The following is a 23,400-nucleotide window of genomic DNA, read 5'->3' as shown; positions in this document are numbered from 1 at the left end:
GCGTGTCGTCGCGTTGGTGCCGATCATTGGGTAGTCTGATCCTGTTCAACGACCAAATCGCAGAAATAGCTTCATTTCGAATGCTAGCTGGAGTTGAACCGGGTGTGGAAACACCGTTTTACCTGACTGGTATAGCCAAGATGAGGCTGGTTTTCTTTGGTAGTCTGCTATTGCTTATTTCAAATTTAATTTTCAAGACCTTTCGTCCACAGGTTCTAGGGCTTGCCAAAGGTGACATTGAGTTTGCCGCCAGAGTTGGAGAACGTTACAGCGTCCACGAGCTTGCGGACATGGAAGCACATGTTTTTTCCGACCATTGGAAGCCCAGATTACCTTTGTTCTGGAAAGTGCATGACAAGTTCAGGAGTAAGAAACCGGTGGTGTCCGGCCACAGACCTGATGTTCGTTCTCACATGATTTCGCGACATGGCGACTATATCAGCTACTTGGCGCGAGAATGGTGGACAGGAGAGATGCACACATTTCGTTCGGCGCGCTTCGTATCACTAAGTCTGGGCATCACCGGAATCCTACTATTGGCAATTCCAACGCTGGACATAACGCAGGCCGTGGTCGGAGACGTTTATCTGAAACTTTGGTGAGTTGCTTGGCAGCTGAACGCGATGTCACCTCAAGAACGAGTGGCTGCTTTGGGGCTAAAGCGGCAATCGTCACGCTTCACGAGGCCTACGACCATGGCATGGGAACAACCAAAGTTTGCACTGTGCGAAATTAACGTTGAATTCGAAATTCAGTGGTTGACTATTGCGCCCAAGGCTTTGGGCCAAAGATGCAATTCTTTAGGCGAAATGCAAAGTTTTGGGCGCACCTACAAGCGGTTTAGAAATCCAAATTCTCAACGCTAAGAGCGTTTTGCTGGATGAACTCGCGGCGGGGTTCGACCACGTCGCCCATGAGCTTGGTAAACAGATCATCGGCTTCGACCATATCATCAACCCGAACCTGCAAAAGCGTGCGTGCATCCGGGTCCAGCGTTGTTTCCCATAATTGATCCGGGTTCATTTCACCCAAACCCTTATAACGCTGCAGGGAAAGGCCTTTTTCGCCTTCCTCCAGGATGGCACTCAACAGGTCCAGCGGCCCGTGGATCACCTGGCTGCGGTCGCGACGGATCAATGTGGCCGGTGTGTTGTAAATCTCTTGCAGGCTTTGGGTGAAGCTGCCGGTCTTGCGGGCCTCACCTGAACGCAACATCGGACCGTCCAGCGTGCGAACCTCTTCGACGCCGCGCAAGATGCGAGCCAGGCGAATGCCATGGTCCTGTGTGATCCTGCCCTGCCAGCCGCGTTCGTATTCCAGTGCGATCAGGTCCAGCCGCGCGGCGACCTTGTCGGCCACGCCCTGAAGGTCGGTATCGACCGCGCCAGGGACAAAAGCGCCTGCGACAGCGGCCTGTTCCAGAATGTGACGCGGATAGTGCGTTGGGAAAGCATCCAGAACGCGTTTCAACTGGCGGGCTTCATCCACAACGCGGGTCAAATCCTGACCGATGATTTCTTCACCGGACCCGAGCTGCAGTACGGCACCTTCAACGCCCTGATTGATCAGGTAGTCATCCAGTGCGGCTTGGTCCTTCAGGTAAACCTCGGACTTCCCGCGCGAAACCTTATAAAGCGGTGGTTGCGCGATGTAGAGATACCCGCCTTCGATCAGTTCCGGCATCTGGCGATAGAAGAAGGTCAGCAGCAGCGTCCGAATATGCGCTCCATCCACGTCCGCATCCGTCATGATCACAATCTTGTGGTACCGCAGCTTTTCGATGTTGAACTCATCGCGGCCAATGCCGGTGCCCAGCGCCATGACAAGGTTGCCAATCTCTTGAGATGACAGCATCCGGTCAAATCGCGCGCGCTCGACGTTCAGGATTTTGCCGCGCAGGGGCAGGACGGCCTGAGTCAGCCGGTCGCGCCCGGTCTGGGCTGAGCCGCCGGCCGAATCCCCCTCGACCAGGAAGACTTCGGTCTTGGACGGGTCTTTTTCGGAACAGTCTTTCAGCTTGCCTGCCAGATAATTCACATCCATCGCCGTCTTGCGACGGGTCAGTTCGCGGGCCTTGCGGGCAGCTTCGCGGGCCAGAGCGGCCTCGATGATCTTGCCGACGATGATTTTGGCCTCATTCGGGTTTTCTTCGAACCATTCGGCCAGTTTCTCGTTCACCATCCCTTCGACTGCCGGGCGCACTTCCGAGCTGACCAATTTGTCCTTGGTTTGGGATGAGAATTTCGGATCCGGCACTTTGACCGACAACACGCAGGTCAGACCTTCGCGGGCATCATCGCCGGTAAAGCTGACCTTTTCCTTTTTCGCTATGCCGCTGGATTGAGCATAGTTGTTGATGGTCCGGGTCAGCGCCCCCCTAAATCCGGCCACATGAGTGCCGCCATCCCGCTGGGGGATGTTGTTGGTAAAGGGCAGCACCGATTCATGGTAACTGTCGTTCCACCACATCGCGATCTCGACGCCAATCTCGTCGCGTTCGCCCTTGATGTAGATCGGCTCGGGCATTGCGGCCGTCTTCGAGCGATCCAGATACTTGACGAACTCCTTGACGCCGCCTTCGTAGAACAACTCGGTTTCCAGGCGTTCCGCCGGACGTTCGTCGATCAGAATAATGCGCACACCCGAGTTCAGGAAAGCCAGTTCGCGCAGACGTTTCTCCAGCGTTTCGAAAGAGTATTCCAGGTTCGAGAATGTATTGGTCGAGGCCAGGAACCGCACCTCGGTCCCAGTGCGGTCACCGCAATCACCGATGACTTTCAGGTGCTCTGCTGTTTCGCCGCCCTCAAAGCGCGCAACGTGTTCTTTACCGTTCCGCCAAATGCGCAGTTCCAGCCAATCGGACAGCGCATTAACCACTGAAACACCCACACCGTGCAGACCGCCCGAAACTTTGTAGGAGTTGCTGTCAAATTTCCCGCCCGCGTGCAGCTGAGTCATGATGACCTCAGCCGCCGAGACGCCTTCTTCGGGGTGAATATCGACCGGAATTCCACGTCCGTTGTCGCTGACTGACACGCTGGAATCGGCGTGAATTTTTACCGTTACGTGGTCGGCGTGACCGGCCAATGCCTCGTCAATTCCATTGTCGACAACTTCATACACCATGTGGTGCAGGCCCGAGCCATCATCGGTGTCTCCGATATACATGCCGGGGCGCTTGCGAACGGCTTCTAACCCTTTGAGAACTTTAATGGAATCTGCACCGTATTCCTGGGGTGCCTGTGCGTCTTCGGACATGCCGTCAGTACCTTTATTATTTTGCTATCTTATACGTTCTCTGGTGGGGATTGTCACGCGATCCCCCAATATTTTGTGTTTGAGACTGGTCTTTTGTGCGGCGTCAGAGACGATCGATATCCGCAGCAATATCCGCAGCAATGGCGAAGGCATCCACATCATCGCGTTCCGCAGACAGACGCAGCCCCAGCAGGTCAGACTGATAGCGCGCCGCCAAGCGCTCGGGGTCGTGTTCCGGCCCGATCTCGCCCGCCTGCTGGGCACGCCGGAACAGGGCGGCGAAGCAGGCCTTCATCTCAGCCATATGCACTCCCGCCTTCTCGGCCAGTTCATGATCCTTGGCCTGCAACTCGGCATAGGTCTTAGCCAACATACATGCTTTGGCAGGCAGCCCCGCAGCCTCGATCACCAGCCGGGGCTGCGCCTGTAGGGCCGCCTTGGGCCCCAGCTCTTCCGCCAGCGCCGTCATGCGCGCGACACCCGTCTGCGCGTATCGTTCCAGCGCCAGCGCATAAAGCGCGTCTTTGGACCCAAAGGCTGCGTAAAAGCTGCCCGGCTTCAGGTTCAGCTCACGCTCTAGATCCTTCAGTGAGGTACCGGCCCAACCCTGACGCCAGAAGATATCCCTGGCCTGGTCGATCAGTGCATCTCGGTCATAGGCAGGTTTGCGGGGCATTGACTTCACCAATTCTTGAACATTCGCTCAAATATATACTTGAGTGATCACTCAAGAAACCCTAAATACGACTCATCGCGCCAAAACAGGAGTTCCGACATGGCAAATTTCCCCTCTCACGATCTCGAATCCGCCCCTGAAGGGTCAAAACCGCTGCTGGAAAAATCTCAGGCCGCCTTTGGCCGGCTGCCGGGCCTGCACAAAGTCATGTCCGGAAGCCCGCAACATCTGGAAGGCTATCAGGTTCTGCATCACCTGTTCCTGCAAACCGATTTCGACAATGATGAGAAGACGGTCGTCTGGCAGACCATCAATGTGGAAAACGAATGCCATTACTGCGTTCCAGCCCACACCGGCATCGCCAAGATGATGAAAGTGTCGGACGAGATCACCAAAGCCCTGCGCAATGAAACCCCGTTGCCCAATGCCAAGCTGGAAGCGTTGCGCACTTTCACACTGCAGATGATGCAAACACGCGGCAACGTCTCCGACGAAAAGTTGCAGGCGTTTTTTGATGCCGGCTATTCGCACCGCGCGGTGCTGGACGTCGTGTTGGGCCTCGCGCAAAAAACCATGTCGAACTACGTCAATCACATGGCACAGACACCTGTTGACGAAGTCATGCGCGGCTTTCTCTGGGAACGCAAAGTGTCCGAGCCCGCCTAAGCGGTCACGACCGAGCCGTCATCGCTTTCGGTGACGGAAAACAACTGGGCACGATCGCCCAGTTCCACAAACAACTCAGGCCCGGTACCCGTCATCCAGGCCTGAGCCCCCAAAGCACATATCTCATCATAAAGCGCGGCTCGGCGGTCGGCATCCAGATGGGCCGCGACCTCATCCAACAACACAATAGGTGGCGCGCCGATCAGCCCGGCCAAGGCCCGGGCGTTGGACAGGATCAGCGAGACCAGCAGTGCCTTTTGCTCGCCGGTTGAACACTCCCGCGCGGGCACGCCTTTTGCGGCAAACACCCCGTACAGATCGGTTCGATGCGGCCCGACCAGAGTACGACCTGCGGCCAGATCGCGAAACCGGCTCTCCGCCAACGCCTCACGCAGGTCATCGCGTGTCTCTGGCATTTCGCCTTCGGTCTGCACCAATTCAAGCTCTGCCGAAGGAAACGCGGTTTCCGCCTGAACCTGCGCGCTCCTAATGTGATCCAACGCCGCCAGCCGCGCGGTGTGAATCTGGTGACCCGTCTCGGCCAGTTGCCCTTCCAAGGCGGCATACCAATGGGCATCCCGCACCTGCTCCTTCAGCAGCCGGTTGCGTTCCCGCATCGCTTTTTCGTATGTCAGCGCCGCTTCGGCATGTGCAGGATCGAAACTCAGGGCGATCCGGTCCAGAAACCGGCGGCGCCCCTCTGCCCCTTCAATCCATAGCCGGTCCATCGACGGGATCAGCCAGACCATCCGCGCCAGTTTACCCAGATCGATCTGGCTGGCGGCCTTGACATCTATCCTGACCTGCCGCGCGGCGCCCCCTTCGGACCAGGTTTCGATCTCGTATGTCTGCCCCTGCGCCTCAAGCACGCCGGTGAGTTTCCAACCCAGCGCCTCGGGGTGTCGCGTCATCTCAGCCGCGCTGGCCCGTCGCAATCCGCGACCGGGTGAAAACAGTGAAACCGCCTCAAGGATATTGGTCTTGCCTGCGCCATTCAGCCCGTAAAGCGCGACCGGTCGTCCATCCAGCGCAAGACGCGCCAGTTTGTGCGACCGGAAATGTGAGACCGTCAGTTCGGTCAGGGCCAACGCCATGACCCCTCCCTTCATCTTTTCAAAGATACTTGCGCCGAAGACATCGCGCGCCCGGGCGGTCAGACGCGCATTGGCATGACTACATAGACCGCGCTCTGGTCGTTCCCCTCACGCATCAGCGTGGGATCACCTGCCGAATTGAACAGAAACACTGCGTTCTCGCGATCAACCTGGGATGCGATCTCCAGCAGGTACTTGGCGTTAAAGCCGATCTCCAGCCGCTCATCACCATAGGCAACCGCCAACTCCTCCTCGGCGGCGCCGCTGTCGGGTGCATTGACGGACAGAACCAGCTTGTCACCGTCCAATTGCAGCTTCACCGCGCGCGAGCGTTCGGAGGAAACGGTTGCAACCCGATCCACCGCCTGCGCAAACTCTGCCGCGTCCACCTCCATCTTGCGGGTGTTGCCCTGCGGAATGACGCGGGTGTAGTCGGGGAAAGTTCCGTCGATCACCTTGGATGTCAGCGTGATGTCGGGCGTCGCAAAGCGCACTTTGGTTTCGCTGACCGATACAGCGATATCCATTTCATCGTCGTCCAGCAGCTTGCGCAACTCGCCCACAGTCTTGCGCGGGACGATTACGCCCGGCATGTCTGCGGCGCCCTCGGGGCAGTCCGCATCGATCCGTGCCAGACGGTGCCCGTCAGTTGCCACGCATCGCAGGACTTTTCCACCGTCGGACCCTTCGGTGACATGCATATAAACGCCGTTCAGGTAATAGCGGGTCTCTTCCGTCGAAATCGCAAATTTCGATTTGTCGAACAGCCGACGCAAGAGGGCCGCTGTCGCCGTGAAATTCGACTGATACTCCGAGGACGCCATGACCGGAAAATCCTCTTTCGGCAGGGTCGCCAGTGAGAAGTTCGACCGACCGGCCTCAACCGTCAGGCGGCCCGCCGCGCTGTCCGCTGTCAGAGTCACCAGCGCCCCGTCCGGCAGCTTGCGCACAATCTCGTGTAAGGTCGTTGCCGCGACGGTTGTGGCCCCGGCTTTTTCAACCTGCGCGGGTGCCTTGTCGACCACCTCAATATCCAGATCGGTGGCGCGGAACTGTACCTGATCGCCTTCGGCCTCGATCAGCACATTGGCCAGGATCGGAATTGTGTTGCGGCGTTCCACAACGGATTGGGCCTGCGAAACGGCCTTGAGAAGGGTGCCGCGTTCGATGCTGATCTTCATACCCTCAATTCCTCTGACTTGAGTGCTTACATGGGCGGGACTGGAACGTTAGCGGTTCAGCCCTGAGGCACAAGGATTTTTTACGGATTTCTGGGTCGGAAAGGCCACAGCGTCAAGGGGCACGTTGTCCATGCGACACAGTTCCTCTCCAACCGTGGGCAATTGCGCACAAGAAAGCGCCCCGAATGCGGAACCGGGGCGTTTCCTGAATGGCAGATACGGAAAACTCAGGCTTCCAGAGACCGCCTCAGCATTTCGACATCCTCGGCGATCTGGCCATCGGTCAGCTTCAGCTCTTCGATCCGCTTGACACCATGCATGACAGTCGTGTGGTCACGCCCACCAAAACGGCGGCCAATTTCGGGCAGCGACCGGCTGGTCAGTTGCTTGCACAGGTACATTGCCACCTGCCGCGGACGCGCGTAGGAGCGGAGACGCTTGGGTCCGATGATGTCGCTGAGGCGGATGTTGTAGTAATCCGAGACTTTGCGTTGGATCTCTTCGACGGTGATCTTGCGTTCGGACGCACGCAGAACATCCGCCAGACAATCCTGCGTCAGCTCCATGTCAATTTCGCGCCCGACCAGCGAGGCAAACGCAAACAGACGGGTCAGTGCGCCCTCAAGCACTCGCACATTGGTCGAAATGCGATGAGCGAGGAACTCCAACACGCCGTCGGCGATGACCAGATCCGGGTACGTGCTGCTGTAATGCTGCACCTTGTTCTGCAGAATGCCCAGACGCAGCTCATAGTCGGTCGGATGCAGGTCCACGACCAGACCGCATTGCAGGCGCGATTTCACCCGGTCCTCAAGATCCTTGATCTCGCCCGGCGCACGATCCGCGGAAATGATGATCTGCTTGTTCTGGTCCACCAGCGCGTTGAATGTGTGAAAGAACTCTTCCTGCGTGGAATCCTTGCCGGCGATGAACTGCACATCATCGACCATCAGCACATCGACGGAGCGGAACAGGTGCTTGAAGTCCATCATACGGCGTTCGCGCAAGGCCTGGACAAACCGGTACATGAATTGTTCAGCCGACAGGTACAGAACGTTCAATTCGGGGTGCTTGGTTTTCAACTCCCACGCGATGGCATGCATCAGGTGGGTTTTACCAAGGCCGACACCGCCATACAGCACCAGCGGATTGAACGTGACGGGGCCACCTTCGGACACGCGGCGCGCAGCGGCATGTGCCAGTTCGTTGGGCTTGCCGACGACAAAACTGTCAAATGTAAATCGGGAATCCAGCGGTGCGGCCTGCAATGAGTCCAACGCGCTTTGCGGATTATCTACCTGCGGCACAACACCTACCTCCCGGGTCGCTTCGGATGAGGGCTCGGTCCCGCGTGTGGGCCGAGCCGGCGAGTTGGCGGCGACGCGAAAGGCCAGTCGCTGCACCGTCTCGCCCGAGGTGTTGAGTTCGTACAAAATGAGGTCGGCAAAATTCTGGCTGACGTAATTGCCCATGAAATTGGTCGGTACCGAAAATACGGCCACACCGTCCTGCAACTCCTGAAACTCCAGAGGTTCGATCCAGGTGGTATAGTTGTTCCGACCAATGGTCTTCAGCAACTTGTTACGCAGTAGTCCCCATTTCTCTTGTGTCATTCAGCGCCTCACGCATCCCATTCTTTATTGGCCTGTCGGCCTTATTAACTGTGTACCGGTCGCCCGGATTATGAATTCACACGCACAAAGGGTTCCCGTCGCCAGACCAAATCGGCCCGGCGGGTTTCCTTCTTTAGCTCTGCGCTGCCTGATCCCGGAAACGCCCCAAAACAGGGGTGTCCCGAAAACCGGGTTGCACGTCGCATTCGTTTTTTCGACAGGGCCAAGATCTTCGGTTGTCCCGAGACCTGTAGCAGATCGGCAGCCCGGCTTTGCCGGTTGACGACAATCGTCCCGCAATCGTCCTGATGCCCGTCAGTAGGATTGCTGGGACTGCCTGTCCCCCCAAGCGAGTGAATCGCTGGATTCAGTCGTAACAAGACCAAGCGGGGCGCGGCAACGAAACTCTGATATTGACTCGGCACTTTGGCCGAAAGAATCTCTCAGTAATGTGAAGGCGCGGTTTTCCGGCAACACGAAAAAGGCGCCGCAGCCCGCGACGCCTTTCGAATTAGTTCAGCCTTGCTTACGTGACCCAAGGTCAATCAAGGACTCAGCCCAGCGCTTTGACACGCGAAGACAGTCGCGACATTTTGCGAGCAGCCGTGTTCTTGTGGAAGACACCCTTGGTGACACCGCGCATCAGCTCGGGCTGCGCCGCGCGCAGAGCGGCGGTTGCAGCCTCCTTGTCGCCGGAGGCGATCGCTTCTTCGACTTTGCGCAGGTAGGTGCGGATGCGCGAACGACGCGCTTTGTTAACAGCGAAACGCTTTTCGTTCTGACGCGCGCGTTTCTTAGCCTGGGGCGAGTTTGCCATGTGTTTCTCTGACCTTTGTTCGGTACGGTTATCTGGGTTGCGCGCCACGGGTCTATCCGCACCGGATCAGGAATCACGAGTGTGAGTCGGGCCAGAGCGGGCCGCACGCGCATGTATAGCGGCGCTAGTTATCCAAGTTTGCGGGGTTTGCCAAGCCGATTCTTCTGTGACGCCTAGTGAGCATGAAAAAGGCGGGATCTGCCCGCCTTGTCCTGTCTGAATCCTGGCGTCGATTACTTGTCGCGGAATTGCGCCGCGCGCTTTTCCAGAAACGCCGCCATGCCCTCTTTCTGGTCTTCGGTCGCGAACATGGAATGGAACACGCGACGTTCGAACAGCATCCCTTCGCTCAGCGGTAACTCGTAGCTGCGGTTGACGGCCTCTTTCGCGGCCATCGCCGTCAGTTGGGATTTTTCGGCAATCTTCTGGGCGGCGCCGATGGCTTCGTCCATCAGTTTCTTGGCCGGGACGACGCGGCTGACCAATCCGGACCGTTCGGCCTCCTCAGCGTCCATGAAACGGCCGGTCAGGTTCATATCCATGGATTTGGATTTGCCGACAAAACGCGTCAGCCGCTGGCTGCCACCCAAACCCGCAATGACGCCCAGATTGATTTCCGGCTGGCCGAACTTGGCCGTATCCGCCGCGATGATGAAATCGCACAGCATGGCCAATTCACAGCCACCGCCCAGCGCATAGCCGGCAACAGCCGCGATGATCGGTTTGCGGATCGCGCAGATCCGGTCATTGGCGTCCCCGAACAGGTTGTTGGCGTAGACGTCGACAAAGCTCATTTCGGACATCTCCTTGATGTCCGCACCTGCGGCAAATGCCTTGTCCGAGCCGGTGATGACGATGCAACGCACCTTGTCGTTTGCGTCCGCCTCTTCCAGCGCGGTGCACAGTTCACTCATCAACTGAGTGTTCAACGCATTCAGCGCGTCTGGTCGATCCAGCTTGATTAGGGCGACGTGGTCTTCGATTTCGACGATGATCGTCTCAAAAGCCATGAGGTGTAAGCTTCCGGTTGTTCCGTTCAGGTACGATTCCTTATCACGCGACAATGCTGGATCAAGTCATCTTTGGCATTGCGCGCAATAGAAGGATGAGCGACCGGATTGAGTGATTCTCTTGATTTTGCCACTGCAACCGTCTGTCCGACAGGGTTCCCCCTCGCGTCCATATACGTCGAAACTGTGCTGAAAATATCCAAGTTCTCCATCGGCTTGCCGGAAATCCCGCAGGGAGGAGCCGCCTGCCTCGATCGCATCCTGCAACACCTGACGGATGATCGGAACCAGTGCCGCGACACGCTGCCGGGAGATTTGGCCAGCCTTGCGACGTGGCGACACACCCACACGATAGAGCGCTTCGCACACGTAGATGTTGCCCAGCCCGGCAACGATTCCCTGATCCAGGAGGGCTGATTTGACTGGTGTGTTCTTGCCCCGAAACGCCTCGATCAGGTGAGCTTCGTCAAAGCTGTTGCCCAGAGGCTCCGGCCCCAGAACGGACAGAAGCCTGTGTTCGTCAGCCTTCGCCGTAGGCAGCAAATCCATGACGCCAAACCTGCGCGGGTCGTTGAATGTCACACGCGCGCCATTGGCCATGTGAAACACGACATGATCATGCTTCTCAGGCATCGGATGCTCATGCACAAACTGCCCGAGGGGATCTCCTGAAACCGTCATGCGCCCGGACATACCCAGATGGATCAACAGGGTTTCGTCGCTACTGAGATCGGCCAGAATGTATTTCGACCTGCGCCGCAGCCGATTGACCCGTTGCCCGGTCAGCCGCTCCGCCATCCGATCCGGGAAGGGCCAGCGCAGGTCAGGACGATTCACATCCGCCTGTTCGATCACCACCCCTTCCATTGCCGGTGTCAGGCCGCGTCGTACTGTCTCGACCTCGGGCAATTCAGGCATTACAGGTCTCCAAATTCAAAGGGCCGCATTGTGCCCCGGTGTCAGGGCCCTATAACAGAGGCGAAATTCGACAAACGGCAAGGCTTATGTCCGATAACAGCGACAAGACCACCCATTTTGGGTTCGAGACCGTGCGCGAGGCCGAGAAGGCGGGGCGTGTTCAGGGCGTGTTCAACTCGGTCGCCTCGAAATACGACGTGATGAACGACGTCATGTCGATGGGCATCCACCGTGTCTGGAAGAATGCGATGATGGACTGGCTTGCGCCGCGGCCCGGACAGCGCTTGCTGGACGTGGCAGGCGGCACCGGAGATATCTCGTTCCGATTTCTCAAACGCGCTGGCCACGGCCATGCCACCGTTCTGGACCTGACCGAACCGATGCTGATCGAAGGCCGCCAACGCGCCGAGGCCGATCAAATGGCCGACCGTCTCGACTGGGTTGTAGGCGACGCCATGGCCCTGCCCTTCGAAGACAACAGCTTTGACGTCTACACGATTTCCTTCGGCATCCGGAACGTCACCCGCCCGCAGGACGCCCTGAACGAAGCATTTCGCGTGCTGAAACCAGGCGGTCGCCTGATGGTGCTGGAGTTCAGTCAGTTGCCGAATGACGGGCTGCAAAAACTCTACGATCTCTACAGTTTCAATGTCATCCCGCGCATGGGGCAGGCGATTGCAGGCGACCGCGACAGCTATCAGTATCTGGTCGAATCAATCCGCAACTTCCCGGATCAGGAGACCTTTTTGGGCATGATCCGCGCGGCCGGGTTCGAAAACGCCAAGTACCGGAACCTCAGCATGGGTATCGCCGCACTGCATTCCGGCTGGAAGATCTGACGCATGCGCGGTCCCCACAACATTATCCGCCTGATCCGAACAGGCGCAACCTTGGAACGGACCGGCGCCATGAACGTGGTGCTCGACGCGTTCGAGGCGCCACGGTCGCTCAGGTTCGTCGCGCATGCACTGGGCAAGCCCTTTCAGTGGCTGGGTTACAAAGGCGATCCCGAAATGCCGCCCGCCACCCGTGCCCTGACGGCCCTGGGCCCTGCCTACATCAAGTTTGGCCAGGTCCTGTCGACTCGGCCGGATGTGGTTGGCGACGAGTTGGCGGAACAATTGCGCGTTCTGCAGGACAAGCTGCCCCCGTTTTCCCAAGCCGAGGCGATGGCCGAGGTTGAAAAAGAACTGGGCCAGCCGGTTGATGAGATTTTTTCGGAGTTCAGCGAGTCGATCGCGGCTGCGTCCATTGCACAAGTCCACAAGGCCAAGCTGGTCAGCACCGGCGAGGACGTGGCGGTAAAGGTCCTGCGCCCCGGTATCGAGCGCGCCTTTCGCAAGGACGTGGATGCGTTCTACTTCGCAGCCCGTATCGTGCAACTCTTCGCCCCGGGCGCACGCCGACTGCGCCCGATGGAAGTGATCGAGCATTTTGATGGCGTGGTTCGGGGTGAACTGGATCTGCGGCTGGAAAGCTCCGCCGCCTCGGAATACGCCGCCAACACCAAGGATGATGCCGGGTTCTGGCTGCCACCTGTTGTCTGGTCCCTGTCAGCCCGCCGCGTCATGACGCTCAGCTGGGCGGACGGCATCCCGTTGGGAGAAAACGGCGCGCTGGATGCGGCGGGTCACAGCCGCCGCGATCTCGCCGAACGAGTCCTTCGGATGTTCCTGTTGCACGCCCTGCGCGACGGGTTTTTCCATGCCGATATGCATCAGGGCAACCTGAAGGTCGCCGCAAATGGCGATATCATCGCCTACGACTACGGCATCATGGGCCATATCGACGAATACACACGTCGGGTCTATGCCGAGATTCTCTTCGGCTTCATCCGGCGCGATTACAAACGCGTGGCCGAGGTGCATTTCGAAGCTGGCTATGTCCCTGCACATCAGGACGTTGATGAATTCGCCCGTGCCCTGCGGGCGGTGGGCGAGCCAATCTTCGGCATGGATGCGTCGCATATCTCGATGGGTCGCCTGTTGAATTACCTCTTCGAAGTAACCGAGCGGTTTGGCATGGAAACCCGCACCGAGTTGATCCTGCTGCAACGCACCATGGTCGTGGTCGAGGGCGTTGCGCGTTCACTCGACCCCCATATGAACATCTGGGAAGTCGCCCGACCGGTGGTCGAGGATTACATCAAACGCTCCATCGGTCCCCGCGCCGCCCTGCGCGACCTGGGCAAAACCGCCATGGTTCTGGCTCGTTTCGGACCGCGCCTGCCAACCCTCGTGGAAAACGCCCTGATCGCGCAGACCCAGAAAGACGACCATGACAACAACCGCTTTGCAACAAGCCTTCTGCCAGCGGTCCTGGGTGCCGCTGCGGGCGCTGTAGTCACGCTATTGATCGTGATGTTCGGCTAACGCAGAACCGCCTGCTTCATCTGGCCAAAAATACCTTCGGGGGGAATCGCGTCTTGACGCGATGGGGGGGGCAGACAGCCCCCCAACCGGTTCCAGCTCAAAGCCGCTCAATGGCAATGGCAATACCCTGACCGCCACCGATACACATGGTGATCAACCCTTTGGACCCTCCGGTCCGCTCCAGTTCATAGAGCGCCTTGAGCGTGATGATCGCGCCCGTTGCGCCAACAGGGTGGCCCAGAGCAATAGCCCCGCCATTCGGGTTTACCTTTGACGCGTCCAGGCCCAGTTCCTGATTCACGGCCAATGCCTGCGCCGCAAAGGCTTCGTTGCTTTCGATGACATCGAAATCATCGGCAGACAGACCGGTCTTCTGGAACAAATTCTGAACTGCAGGAACAGGGCCGATTCCCATCACCTCGGGCCGAACACCCGCATGGGCATATCCGAGAATACGAGCCTTTGGCTTCAAACCCGCTCTTTCCGCCGCATCGGCTGTGGCCAAGACCATTGCCGCCGCCCCGTCATTGATGCCCGAAGCATTACCGGCCGTCACACGGCCATCTTTCTTGAACACAGCCCGCAGCCCAGCCAGTGCTTCTGCAGTGGTGGCCTTGGGATGCTCGTCGACTTTGAAACCGACCATGTCTCGCTTGACCTTCACCTGAACCGGCGCAATCTGGGTTTCGAAATATCCCGCATCGATTGCCGCCGCCGCGCGGGTCTGACTGGTCAAGGCGAACGTATCCATCTGTTCGCGGCTGATCTGATGCTCATCGGCGACGTTTTCCGCAGTCACCCCCATATGACCTGTCCCAAACGGGCAATTCAGCGCGCCCAGCATCATGTCCAGCGAGGTCACATCTCCCATCTTGGCGCCCCACCGGGCCTGAGGCACGATGTAAGGACTGCGCGACATGCTCTCTGCGCCGCCTGCGACCGCAAACTCCGCATCGCCCAACATCAAAGACTGAACCGCCGACACGACAGCCTGAGCACCCGACCCGCACAGCCGGTTCACATTCATCGCTGGCGTTCCGTTGGGAATGCCTGCCTGCATCGCGGCAACGCGGGACAGGTACATATCGCGCGGTTCGGTATTGATCACATGACCAAACACCACATGCCCGATCTGTGCCCCTTCGACACCGGAACGCTCCAGCGCCGCCTCGGTCGCGACGGTGGCCAGATCAATAGGCGCGGTTGAGGCCAGCGCCCCGCCAAAAGTGCCGATTGCGGTGCGGGCACCGTCCAAAATTACGATGTCGGTCATGGATCACTCCTCCTGGATTTGGCGACAGTATGCACCCGGTGCTCAGGGCTGTCCCCTGAGACGTCCCGTCACAGGCGGAATTGACAATGCGGCGCTCAGGGCGCATGAGATTCCGTCATGACGGACAATACAGACGATATCCTGACACGCCTGCCCGCCCGCCTGAAAGAGGCGCGCCGAGCCAAAGGGTTGTCGCTGGAAGCGGTGGCCAACCTCAGTGGCGTATCACGATCCATGGTCAGCCAGATTGAGCGCGGCGAGAGCAGCCCCACGATCTCGACCCTGTGGAACCTGACCCGAGCTTTACAGGTGGATTTTGCCGGATTGCTGGAAGACGCAGACATCGCTGACGACATCGAAGTGCTCCGAAAGTCCGAAGTGCCCAGCATCGACAACATGGGACAGAACTGCCGTATTCGCATCCTGTCTCCGCCGGAAGAGGCAGGCGGGCATGAAGTTTATGACGTCCAGTTCGAAAAAGACGGTGCGCTTAACAGCCAGCCCCACACACGCGGGGCAAGGGAACAGCTGACCGTGCTGGATGGCTCGGTTCAAGTCCGGTCCGGTTCGGCGGTGATGGAACTGCATCACGGCGACACGGCGCGCTATGCCGCAGACGTTGCCCATTCGATTTCTGCCAAGGATCCGGCCCGCGTCTTCCTGATCGTCAAAAACGCCTGATCCTGGCACTTTTCCGCCTTCACGGAAATTTTTCCTTCATACTGTAATTCCCCTATTTGGGATTCTTGTCCGTTATGTTAGATATGCGACTCACCGCAAGGAGATCGCCATGGCAGACGCATTCCTGTCCCACATCACGGACACGCTCGCACAGATCGAAGCAGAAGGCCTGTACAAGCGCGAGCGAATGATCACCTCGCCCCAGGGCGGCGAAATCGCCGTGGGCGACAAGCATGTCATCAACCTGTGCGCCAACAACTATCTGGGCCTCGCCGACCATCCGGCGCTGATCGACGCCGCCAAAGGCGCGATGGAGCCCAGGGGCTTCGGCATGGCCTCGGTCCGGTTCATCTGTGGAACCCAAGACATCCATCGCGAATTGGAGCAACGCTTAGCGACATTCCTGAGCAAGGACGATTCGATCCTGTTCGCCGCCTGTTTCGACGCCAATGGCGGGCTGTTCGAACCCTTGCTGGGACCCGAAGACGCCATCATCTCGGACAGCCTGAACCACGCGTCGATCATTGACGGCGTTCGGCTGTGCAAGGCCAAGCGCTATCGCTACCTAAACAACGATATGAACGATCTGGAGGCCTGGCTGAAGCAGGCGCGCGCGGATGGGGCGCGGCATATCATGATCGCGACAGATGGCGTATTCTCAATGGATGGATATCTGGCAAATCTGCCGAAAATCCGCGAACTGGCTAACAAATACGATGCCATTGTCATGGTGGATGATTGCCATGCAACCGGCTTCATGGGACCGAACGGTGCGGGCACACCTGACCATTTCGATGTCGATGTCGACATTCTGACGGGAACTCTGGGCAAGGCACTTGGGGGGGCAATCGGCGGTTACATCGCCGGGCCGCAGCCAGTGATCGACCTGCTGCGGCAGCGGGCGCGGCCCTATCTGTTCTCAAACTCGCTGCCGCCCTCCATTGTCACTGCCGGGATTGAAGCGATCCGCCTTGTCGAAGACGGCGACATGCTACGCGCCCAATTGTTCGGCAACGCCAAGTATTGGCGTGCGGGACTTGAAAAACTGGGCTTTGACCTGCTGCCGGGGGAACACCCGATCATCCCGGTCATGCTGGGGGAGGCCACGCTGGCGCAGGAGATGGCGTCGCGCCTGTTTGACGAAGGCGTCTATGTCTCGGGCTTCTTCTTTCCCGTCGTCCCAAGGGGGCAGGCCCGGATCAGAACGCAGATGAATGCCGCCCTCACCAGAGATGAGTTGGACCGGGCACTGGCGGCCTTTGGCAAGGTCGGAACCGATCTGGGGGTGATCTGATGCCCCCAAACACGATGAAAGCGCTGGAAAAATCCAAACCCAAAGAAGGCCTTTGGATGGTGCAGGCCCCGGTGCCCGAGATCGGCCCGGACGAGGTTCTAATCCGCATCAACAAAACCGGCATCTGCGGAACCGATATCCATATCTGGAATTGGGACGACTGGGCTGCGGCCACGGTTCCGATTCCGATGATTACCGGCCACGAATTCGCCGGCGAGATCGTCGAGATCGGCCGCAACGTGACCGGTCTGGAGATCGGTCAACGGTGTTCGGGCGAGGGTCATCTGATCACCACCGACAGCCGGCAGAGCCGCGCCGGCAAGTTCCACCTTGACCCCGGCACGCGGGGTATCGGAGTGAATGAGCAGGGTGCCTTCGCGCAATACCTGAAACTGCCCGCTTTCAATGTCGTGCCCTTGCCGAACGATATCCCGGATGAAATCGGAGCAATCCTCGACCCCTTGGGCAATGCGGTTCACACGGCGCTCAGCTTTGATCTGTTGGGAGAGGACGTGCTCATCACCGGCGCAGGCCCGATCGGGATCATGGCCGCCGCCGTGGCGCGGCACGCGGGCGCACGGCATGTGGTCATCACCGATATCAACCCCGATCGCCTGAAACTGGCCGAGCACGTTGTTCCAACAGTCCGCTCGGTTGATGTCAGCCATGAAGACCTGCGAGATGTCATAGCCGAACTTGGCATGAAGGAAGGGTTCGACGTGGGCCTGGAGATGTCTGGCTCACAGGCGGCCCTGGATCAGATGGTCGAAGCATTGGTGATGGGTGGCAAGATCGCCTTGCTTGGCATCCCTCCCGGTAAATCCCCGGTGGATTGGTCGCGCATCGTGTTCAAGGCGATCACCATCAAGGGCGTTTACGGGCGTGAGATGTTCGAGACCTGGTACAAGATGATTGCCATGCTGCAGAATGGTCTGGACGTATCCCGTGTGATTACGCACCGATTCACCGTCGATGACTTTGCCAAGGGATTTGCCGCGATGAAGTCCGGGCTTTCGGGCAAGGTTGTGCTGGACTGGACGTGACACGCTGGAAAGTTGCAGACTGAGCCCCTACACAGGTGCAAAAAACCGCATCGGAGGGGCGAGATGAGTGACAATGACGACAGGTTTCTGGAACGTGGGATCGAAGAGTCTCTTGTCACCGATTTCGCCGCCACCCATCGCAAGAGCTATGGCGACTTTCTGCAGCTCAAGACGCTCCTGAACCTACAGAAGACCTTTCAGGACCCCGCGCAGCCCGACGAGATGCTGTTCATCATCATTCATCAGGTCAGCGAACTGTGGCTGAAGCTGATGCATCATCAACTGGTCGAAGTTCGGAGGTTCCTGCAGCGGGATCAATTCGGCCCGGCGATGAAAAACCTCGACCGGATCAAGGCGATCCAGCGGCAACTGATAGCGGCTTGGGAAACCCTGCTGACCATGACGCCTGCCGATTACATGACCTTCCGGCAGGCGTTGGGCAATTCCTCTGGGTTTCAAAGCTATGGCTACCGTCAGATCGAGTTCATTCTGGGCAACAAGGATGCCTCGACCCTGAAGGTCCATGAACATGACGCGGACGTTATGGAGATGCTGAACGCTGCGCTGACCAAGCCTTCGCTCTACGACGAAGTGCTTCACATGCTGGCGCGCCAAGGGTTCGATGTGCCGCAGGACCTGATCGACCGGGACTACGCGCAGCCCTATTCCGGGGACCCGCGTGTGGTCAAGCTCTGGGTCGAGGTGTTCCGCAACACCGACAGGTATTGGGACCTCTATGCGCTCGCGGAAAAGCTGATGGATGTCGAAAGCCTGTTTCAGCGCTGGCGGTTTGACCACGCAACGGCGGTTGAACGGGTCATTGGCATGCAGCCCGGGACCGGCGGCTCCAGCGGCGTGGCCTTTCTGCGCAAGGCACTCGAATTGAGGTTCTTTCACGATCTCTACGATGTGCGGACGGAACTGATGTACAGCGGGCAGAACTGATCATGCTGTATCGCGGGTTTTCGCAGGAAGAGCTTGAACAGGAATATTCCCCCAGTTCAATGATCGGCGGCGATCTGACACCTTATCTTGACAGCTATGCCGCACTCAGCGCGCAGCACCGGGCAAGCCTGCCGGTGAAAGAAAACCTCGCCTATGGCGATTCTCCGACGCAGGTTCTGGATTTCTTTCCCGCAAAAGGTGCAGGTGCGCCGCTGCATATCTTTGTTCACGGCGGCTATTGGCAGGCGCTCAGCCAACGCGAGTCGGCGATGATGGCACCCGCACTGATAGAGGCCGAGCAATCCTTTGCGACCTTGAACTACACGCTCGCTCCGGACGCGCGACTGGACCAGATGATAAACGAATGCCGCGATGCGCTTTTGTGGCTTGCCGCCGAGGCTGGCTGGCTGGGATTCGATCCATCGCGGATCACCCTGTCGGGGCACAGTGCCGGCGCGCATCTTGTGGCCATGGTCATGGCAACCTCAGCCGATGCGCTGGCCCGCGCCGGATTGCGCGTGCGCGATGTGATCCTGATAAGCGGCGTCTACGATCTTGAGCCGATCAGCCTGACCTCTGCGAATGACCCTCTGCAACTGACCCCGGTTGAGGTGCACGACCTGTCACCCATCCGGCACCGACCCGCCCCCGGCCCGCGCTATCACGTGGCAGTGGCTGAGCGCGACACGCCCGAGTTCATCCGCCAAAGCCGGGATTATGCCGAGTTGCTGCGCAAGGACGGCCATTCAGTCAGTTTCGACCTGAAAAAGGGGATGCATCATTTTGATATCATCCTGCATCCGGGGACGTTTCTAGCAGCTTCTCGCTAGCCCAAAAATGTTAGACGTCAGTCAATTTTGGCCTTTGCGTCACAGCGCAACTTAACCGCTACGAACCACACGCTTGTGACGTGTTGGGAAGTGTCCGGTTTGAGCCCATTCACACCGATGCAGCAATGGTTGCGAGTGTCTGCATTGTGCAGCTTACCGCCTATTCAGGCAGGACGCAGTTAGCCTTGCCGGAAGCTCAAGAGCTTTCTTCTAAGCGTCGCAACAGAGCCTCAATAATCTTGAGATCCAATCCTTCCCCTCTGACATAGTTTGTCAGAGGCTTCTTTTTTGGCAATTCCCACCAGTCCTCCCCATACAGGTGTACTTTAAGCACCTCATAAACCTTCAGCGCATCGTTGGACCGCATTGCGTTGCGCAGCTTGCGTCGCACAGAATTCGGCATTGTTTTATCTAGCTTGTCGACGACCTCGGCCTCTTGAGAACTGAGCTGATCTTCCTTGGAGTTTCCATATTCATCCCAGATGCACCATTTGCGCATGACAGAAGCGATTTTATCTGTCCATCGGAAGCCACCCCCAAGCTTTTCCGCATAGCCGCATAAAACCAACAGGTTAAGAACTTTTCTGAGGTTCGTTGGGACTGGAAAACGGCCTCGCGTGCCGGACAGCCCACCACCGTATGTTGTATAGTTTTCGACGAACGCAGAAAGAAGTGCATCGAGAGCCGATCTGGGAACATCACTCAAACCCGTCATGTGTTTATGCACATCGTCCGCAGAAACGATGGCCTCGTAGAGCGTATGATTTGCGCCCTGTTTGTAGATACCGACACGGTCGAGTGCGCTACAACCAGCCTCGTAGTTGGACTGCCCTGAGTTGTAGATTTTATCGCTGCCTTCTTGACCTAGTTCATGCCACATTTTTTCCGCGACTTGATAGGCGAGTTCGTTGGCCAATTGGCGTTCTGGCAAATTCAGTGAACTATCATCTCTCAATCGAAACAACCTATTTGGGAGCCCGTAGTGGCAGTCAACTTAGGTATGCCACGGCTAGCCCAGTAGAAACCTGGGTGCAAGCTGCCATTCAAATTTACAATGTCAACGGCTGCAAGGTCCGCACAGCCAGCATTGAGTCAGACTGACTTGGCGCTTGAGCCGGGATTGTATTATGCGCCTCAGCGATCAGCTTCAGAAAAACTCAAAAAACAAACAGGTTCGCGACGTTCCGAAATAAGTAAAAACAGCGGCTCGTCTGAGCCGCTGTTTTCTGTTTCAATGCTTATCTGGATTAGTCCAGCGTGCGGGTGACCTCTTCGCGCTCGAAGATTTCTATCACGTCGCCCTGACGGATGTCGTCGTAGTTTTCGAACGCCATACCGCATTCCTGACCCGACTGGACCTCGGCCACTTCGTCCTTGAAGCGCTTGAGTGTCTTCAGCGTGCCTTCGTGGATCACCACATTGTCGCGCAGCAAGCGTACACCTGCGGACCGGCGGGCGACACCTTCGGTGACCAGACAACCCGCTACCTTGCCGACGCCGGTGACCTTGAAGACTTCGCGAATTTCGGCGTAGCCGATGAAGTTCTCTTTGATCTCGGCGCTCAACAGACCCGAGGCGGCCGCCTTCACATCATCGACCAGATCGTAGATCACCGAGTAGTAGCGGATTTCCACACCCTTCTGGTTCGCCGTGTTCCGGGCAGAGGCATTGGCGCGGACGTTGAAGCCAAAGACGGGCGCGCCCGAGGCTTCGGCGAGGCCAATATCGGTCTCGGTAATGGCACCAACACCCGAATGCAGCACGCGCACGCGCACTTCGTCGTTGCCGATCTTCTCCATCGCCTGAACGATGGCCTCGGCAGAGCCCTGCACATCCGCTTTGACCAGAATAGGCAGTTCCGAGACGTTTTCGTCGTCTTTTGCCTTCTGCATCAGCTGCTCAAGGGTTGTCGCGGCCCCTGCTGCGGCGCGTTTGTCCTTGGCGGCCTGTTCGCGGTAGTTGGCGATTTCACGGGCCTGCGCCTCGGTCTCGGTCACGTTCAGAACGTCACCAGCCTCTGGCGTGCCGTTGAGGCCCAGAACTTCGACCGGAACCGACGGGCCAGCTTCATCGACACGTTCGCCCTTGTCGTTGATCAGCGCACGGACCTTACCGTATTGCTCACCCACAACAAAGATATCGCCCTGATGCAAAGTACCGTTCTGAACCAGAACGGTAGCAACGGGACCGCGGCCAACATCCAGTTGGGCCTCGATCACAGCACCCTGGGCAGCCCGGTTCGGGTTCGCTTTCAGTTCCAATATCTCGGATTGCAGCGCGATGGCTTCCAGCAACTCGTCCAGACCCTGACCGGTGATGGCAGAAACTTCGACATCCTGCACCTCACCGGACATCTTCTCGACAATGACTTCGTGCTGCAGCAGGTCGGTACGCACTTTGTCCGGGTTGGCATCGGGCTTGTCGATCTTGTTGATCGCCACGATCATCGGCACTTCGGCCGCCTTGGCGTGGTTGATTGCCTCTATGGTCTGCGGCATCACGGCATCGTCCGCCGCAACAACCAGAACCACGATATCCGTGACCTGAGCCCCGCGCGAGCGCATCGAGGTAAAGGCCGCGTGGCCCGGCGTATCCAGGAAGGTCAGCGTTGTGCCGCCATCGGTCTGGACCTGATATGCCCCGATATGCTGGGTAATGCCACCGGCCTCACCGGCCACCACACGTGCGTCGCGGATCGCATCCAGCAAAGAGGTTTTACCGTGGTCAACGTGACCCATGATGGTAATGACGGGCGGACGCGGCTGTAGATCCTTGTCGTCGTCTTCGACCTCTTTGATGACGTCTTCGACATCCGAATCCGAAACGCGGGTCACTTTATGGCCGAATTCTTCGATAATCAGTTCGGCGGTGTCTGCGTCAATGGTCTGGTTCTGCGTGACCATCATGCCCATCTGCATCAGAGACTTGACCACATCAGCCACGCGCTCGGCCATACGGTTGGCCAGTTCCGACACCATGATCGCTTCGGGCAACTGAACATCGCGGATCACCTTTTCCCGCTCAACCGGGCCGCCCATGGCTTTCTGGCGCGCACGCTCCTGCTTGCGCTTCATTGCTGCCATCGAACGCTGACGATTGCCCTCGCCACCGGTCGCCTGACCCAATGTCAGCTTGCCAGAACGGCGGTTGTCATCACGCCCCTTGCCACGTCCGCGTTGCTCGCGTTCGCGATCCTGCTTGCGCGGAGCGGCTGCAGGCGCAGGTTTGCTGGCCGCACTGCGCTGCGCCTTCGGTTCTTCCGGAGCGGGGGCCGCAGCGGCACGTTGAGCCGCTTCTTCCGCAGCCTTGCGCTGACGGTCCTCTTCCTCGGCTTTGGCTTTCGCACGCTCTTCAGCTTCACGCTGTTCGCGTTCCTTGGCCTCTTGTTCGGCGCGACGGCGCACACGCTCTTCTTCGCGCGCCTTCTCTTGTGCTTCGCGCTGAGCGGCCTCGTCGGCTTCGCGGGCCTTGGCGGCCTGAAGCGCCTTCATCCGGCGGGCCATCTCGGCATCCGAGATACCAGCAGGACGACGCGACGGATCGCTCGACGGCGCAGCGCCGCCGCTGGGCTTTGCTGCGCCCGGCTTAGGAACCACCACGCGCTTGCGTTTGGTTTCCACCACGACATTCTTGGTCCGTCCGTGGCTGAAACTCTGTTTCACATTTCCGGGGCGTGCCCCACCACGAAGACCCAATGTCTTTTTGCCGTCACTATCGCTCATAAAGCTT

At 58.3% G+C, this 23,400-nt stretch carries 20 protein-coding genes; 9 read left to right on the top strand and 11 right to left on the bottom strand.

Annotated elements, in window-relative coordinates; all coding sequences use genetic code 11:
- Positions 1-26: 26 nt before the first annotated feature.
- Positions 27-602 carry a hypothetical protein gene (locus ACR3E0_RS02935; RefSeq protein WP_480476010.1) on the top strand — a complete coding sequence of 192 codons (576 nt, stop codon included), beginning with the start codon at positions 27-29 and terminating at the stop codon, positions 600-602.
- A gap of 238 nt (positions 603-840) precedes the next feature.
- On the opposite strand, the gene gyrB is transcribed toward ACR3E0_RS02935, so the two are convergent.
- Complete coding sequence (gene gyrB / locus ACR3E0_RS02930) at positions 841-3,258, bottom strand: DNA topoisomerase (ATP-hydrolyzing) subunit B (RefSeq protein ID WP_480476008.1); 2,418 nt, start codon at positions 3,256-3,258, stop codon at positions 841-843.
- A 103-nt stretch (positions 3,259-3,361) separates the two neighbouring features.
- Positions 3,362-3,934 (bottom strand): TetR/AcrR family transcriptional regulator, encoded by a 573-nt coding sequence (locus ACR3E0_RS02925; RefSeq protein WP_480476006.1) that lies wholly within the window; start codon positions 3,932-3,934, stop codon positions 3,362-3,364.
- Between the two features lie 99 nt (positions 3,935-4,033).
- Between ACR3E0_RS02925 and ACR3E0_RS02920 the strand changes: the two genes are divergently transcribed.
- Positions 4,034-4,600 (top strand): carboxymuconolactone decarboxylase family protein, encoded by a 567-nt coding sequence (locus ACR3E0_RS02920; RefSeq protein ID WP_480476004.1) that lies wholly within the window; start codon positions 4,034-4,036, stop codon positions 4,598-4,600.
- Here the strand turns inward: ACR3E0_RS02920 and recF are convergent.
- The 6 genes from recF to mutM all read right to left on the bottom strand — a co-directional run bounded on the left by recF (position 4,597) and on the right by mutM (position 11,233).
- Positions 4,597-5,694, bottom strand: coding sequence for a DNA replication/repair protein RecF (recF, locus tag ACR3E0_RS02915; protein WP_480476002.1), 1,098 nt, complete (start codon positions 5,692-5,694; stop codon positions 4,597-4,599). The genes ACR3E0_RS02920 and recF overlap by 4 nt on opposite strands.
- Positions 5,695-5,753: 59 nt before the next feature.
- Positions 5,754-6,875, bottom strand: coding sequence for a DNA polymerase III subunit beta (dnaN, locus tag ACR3E0_RS02910; RefSeq protein ID WP_480476000.1), 1,122 nt, complete (start codon positions 6,873-6,875; stop codon positions 5,754-5,756).
- A gap of 227 nt (positions 6,876-7,102) precedes the next feature.
- Positions 7,103-8,488 (bottom strand): chromosomal replication initiator protein DnaA, encoded by a 1,386-nt coding sequence (gene dnaA / locus ACR3E0_RS02905; protein ID WP_480475998.1) that lies wholly within the window; start codon positions 8,486-8,488, stop codon positions 7,103-7,105.
- A 553-nt stretch (positions 8,489-9,041) separates the two neighbouring features.
- Positions 9,042-9,305 carry a 30S ribosomal protein S20 gene (gene rpsT, locus ACR3E0_RS02900; protein WP_170430656.1) on the bottom strand — a complete coding sequence of 88 codons (264 nt, stop codon included), beginning with the start codon at positions 9,303-9,305 and terminating at the stop codon, positions 9,042-9,044.
- Between the two features lie 233 nt (positions 9,306-9,538).
- Positions 9,539-10,315, bottom strand: coding sequence for an enoyl-CoA hydratase (locus ACR3E0_RS02895; protein ID WP_480475996.1), 777 nt, complete (start codon positions 10,313-10,315; stop codon positions 9,539-9,541).
- 66 nt (positions 10,316-10,381) lie between these two features.
- Positions 10,382-11,233, bottom strand: coding sequence for a bifunctional DNA-formamidopyrimidine glycosylase/DNA-(apurinic or apyrimidinic site) lyase (gene mutM, locus ACR3E0_RS02890; RefSeq protein WP_480475994.1), 852 nt, complete (start codon positions 11,231-11,233; stop codon positions 10,382-10,384).
- A gap of 86 nt (positions 11,234-11,319) precedes the next feature.
- Between mutM and ubiE the strand changes: the two genes are divergently transcribed.
- Together ubiE and ubiB are read left to right on the top strand one after the other, a co-directional pair.
- Positions 11,320-12,072, top strand: a complete 753-nt coding sequence (gene ubiE, locus ACR3E0_RS02885; protein ID WP_480475992.1) for a bifunctional demethylmenaquinone methyltransferase/2-methoxy-6-polyprenyl-1,4-benzoquinol methylase UbiE — start codon at positions 11,320-11,322, stop codon at positions 12,070-12,072.
- Between the two features lie 3 nt (positions 12,073-12,075).
- Positions 12,076-13,605, top strand: a complete 1,530-nt coding sequence (gene ubiB, locus ACR3E0_RS02880; protein WP_480475990.1) for a 2-polyprenylphenol 6-hydroxylase — start codon at positions 12,076-12,078, stop codon at positions 13,603-13,605.
- A 97-nt stretch (positions 13,606-13,702) separates the two neighbouring features.
- Here the strand turns inward: ubiB and ACR3E0_RS02875 are convergent, their stop codons facing one another.
- Positions 13,703-14,878, bottom strand: coding sequence for an acetyl-CoA C-acyltransferase family protein (locus tag ACR3E0_RS02875; protein ID WP_480475988.1), 1,176 nt, complete (start codon positions 14,876-14,878; stop codon positions 13,703-13,705).
- A gap of 117 nt (positions 14,879-14,995) precedes the next feature.
- On the opposite strand from ACR3E0_RS02875, the gene ACR3E0_RS02870 reads away from it, so the two are divergent.
- The 5 genes from ACR3E0_RS02870 (at position 14,996) to ACR3E0_RS02850 (ending at position 19,671) form a co-directional block, all read left to right on the top strand.
- Entirely contained in the window at positions 14,996-15,559 is a 564-nt protein-coding gene (locus tag ACR3E0_RS02870) for a helix-turn-helix domain-containing protein (RefSeq protein ID WP_480475986.1), read from the top strand.
- A gap of 109 nt (positions 15,560-15,668) precedes the next feature.
- Positions 15,669-16,853 carry a glycine C-acetyltransferase gene (locus ACR3E0_RS02865; RefSeq protein WP_480475984.1) on the top strand — a complete coding sequence of 395 codons (1,185 nt, stop codon included), beginning with the start codon at positions 15,669-15,671 and terminating at the stop codon, positions 16,851-16,853.
- Positions 16,854-16,867: 14 nt separating this feature from the next.
- Positions 16,868-17,896 carry an L-threonine 3-dehydrogenase gene (gene tdh, locus ACR3E0_RS02860; protein ID WP_480480930.1) on the top strand — a complete coding sequence of 343 codons (1,029 nt, stop codon included), beginning with the start codon at positions 16,868-16,870 and terminating at the stop codon, positions 17,894-17,896.
- Positions 17,897-17,959: 63 nt separating this feature from the next.
- Positions 17,960-18,841: a tryptophan 2,3-dioxygenase gene (locus ACR3E0_RS02855; protein ID WP_480475982.1), complete on the top strand. Its 882-nt coding sequence runs from the start codon at positions 17,960-17,962 to the stop codon at positions 18,839-18,841.
- A 2-nt stretch (positions 18,842-18,843) separates the two neighbouring features.
- Entirely contained in the window at positions 18,844-19,671 is an 828-nt protein-coding gene (locus ACR3E0_RS02850) for an alpha/beta hydrolase (RefSeq protein ID WP_480475980.1), read from the top strand.
- A gap of 196 nt (positions 19,672-19,867) precedes the next feature.
- Here the strand turns inward: ACR3E0_RS02850 and ACR3E0_RS02845 are convergent, their stop codons facing one another.
- Together ACR3E0_RS02845 and infB are read right to left on the bottom strand one after the other, a co-directional pair.
- Positions 19,868-20,587 carry a hypothetical protein gene (locus ACR3E0_RS02845; protein WP_480475978.1) on the bottom strand — a complete coding sequence of 240 codons (720 nt, stop codon included), beginning with the start codon at positions 20,585-20,587 and terminating at the stop codon, positions 19,868-19,870.
- A 331-nt stretch (positions 20,588-20,918) separates the two neighbouring features.
- The gene (infB, locus tag ACR3E0_RS02840; RefSeq protein WP_480475976.1) at positions 20,919-23,393 is read right to left on the bottom strand and encodes a translation initiation factor IF-2; all 2,475 of its coding nucleotides are present in this window, start codon (positions 23,391-23,393) and stop codon (positions 20,919-20,921) included.
- Positions 23,394-23,400 lie beyond the last annotated feature (7 nt).

This window comes from Ruegeria sp. AJ12 (assembly GCF_056536245.1).
This window is presented reverse-complemented; position numbering and strand designations above follow the sequence as displayed.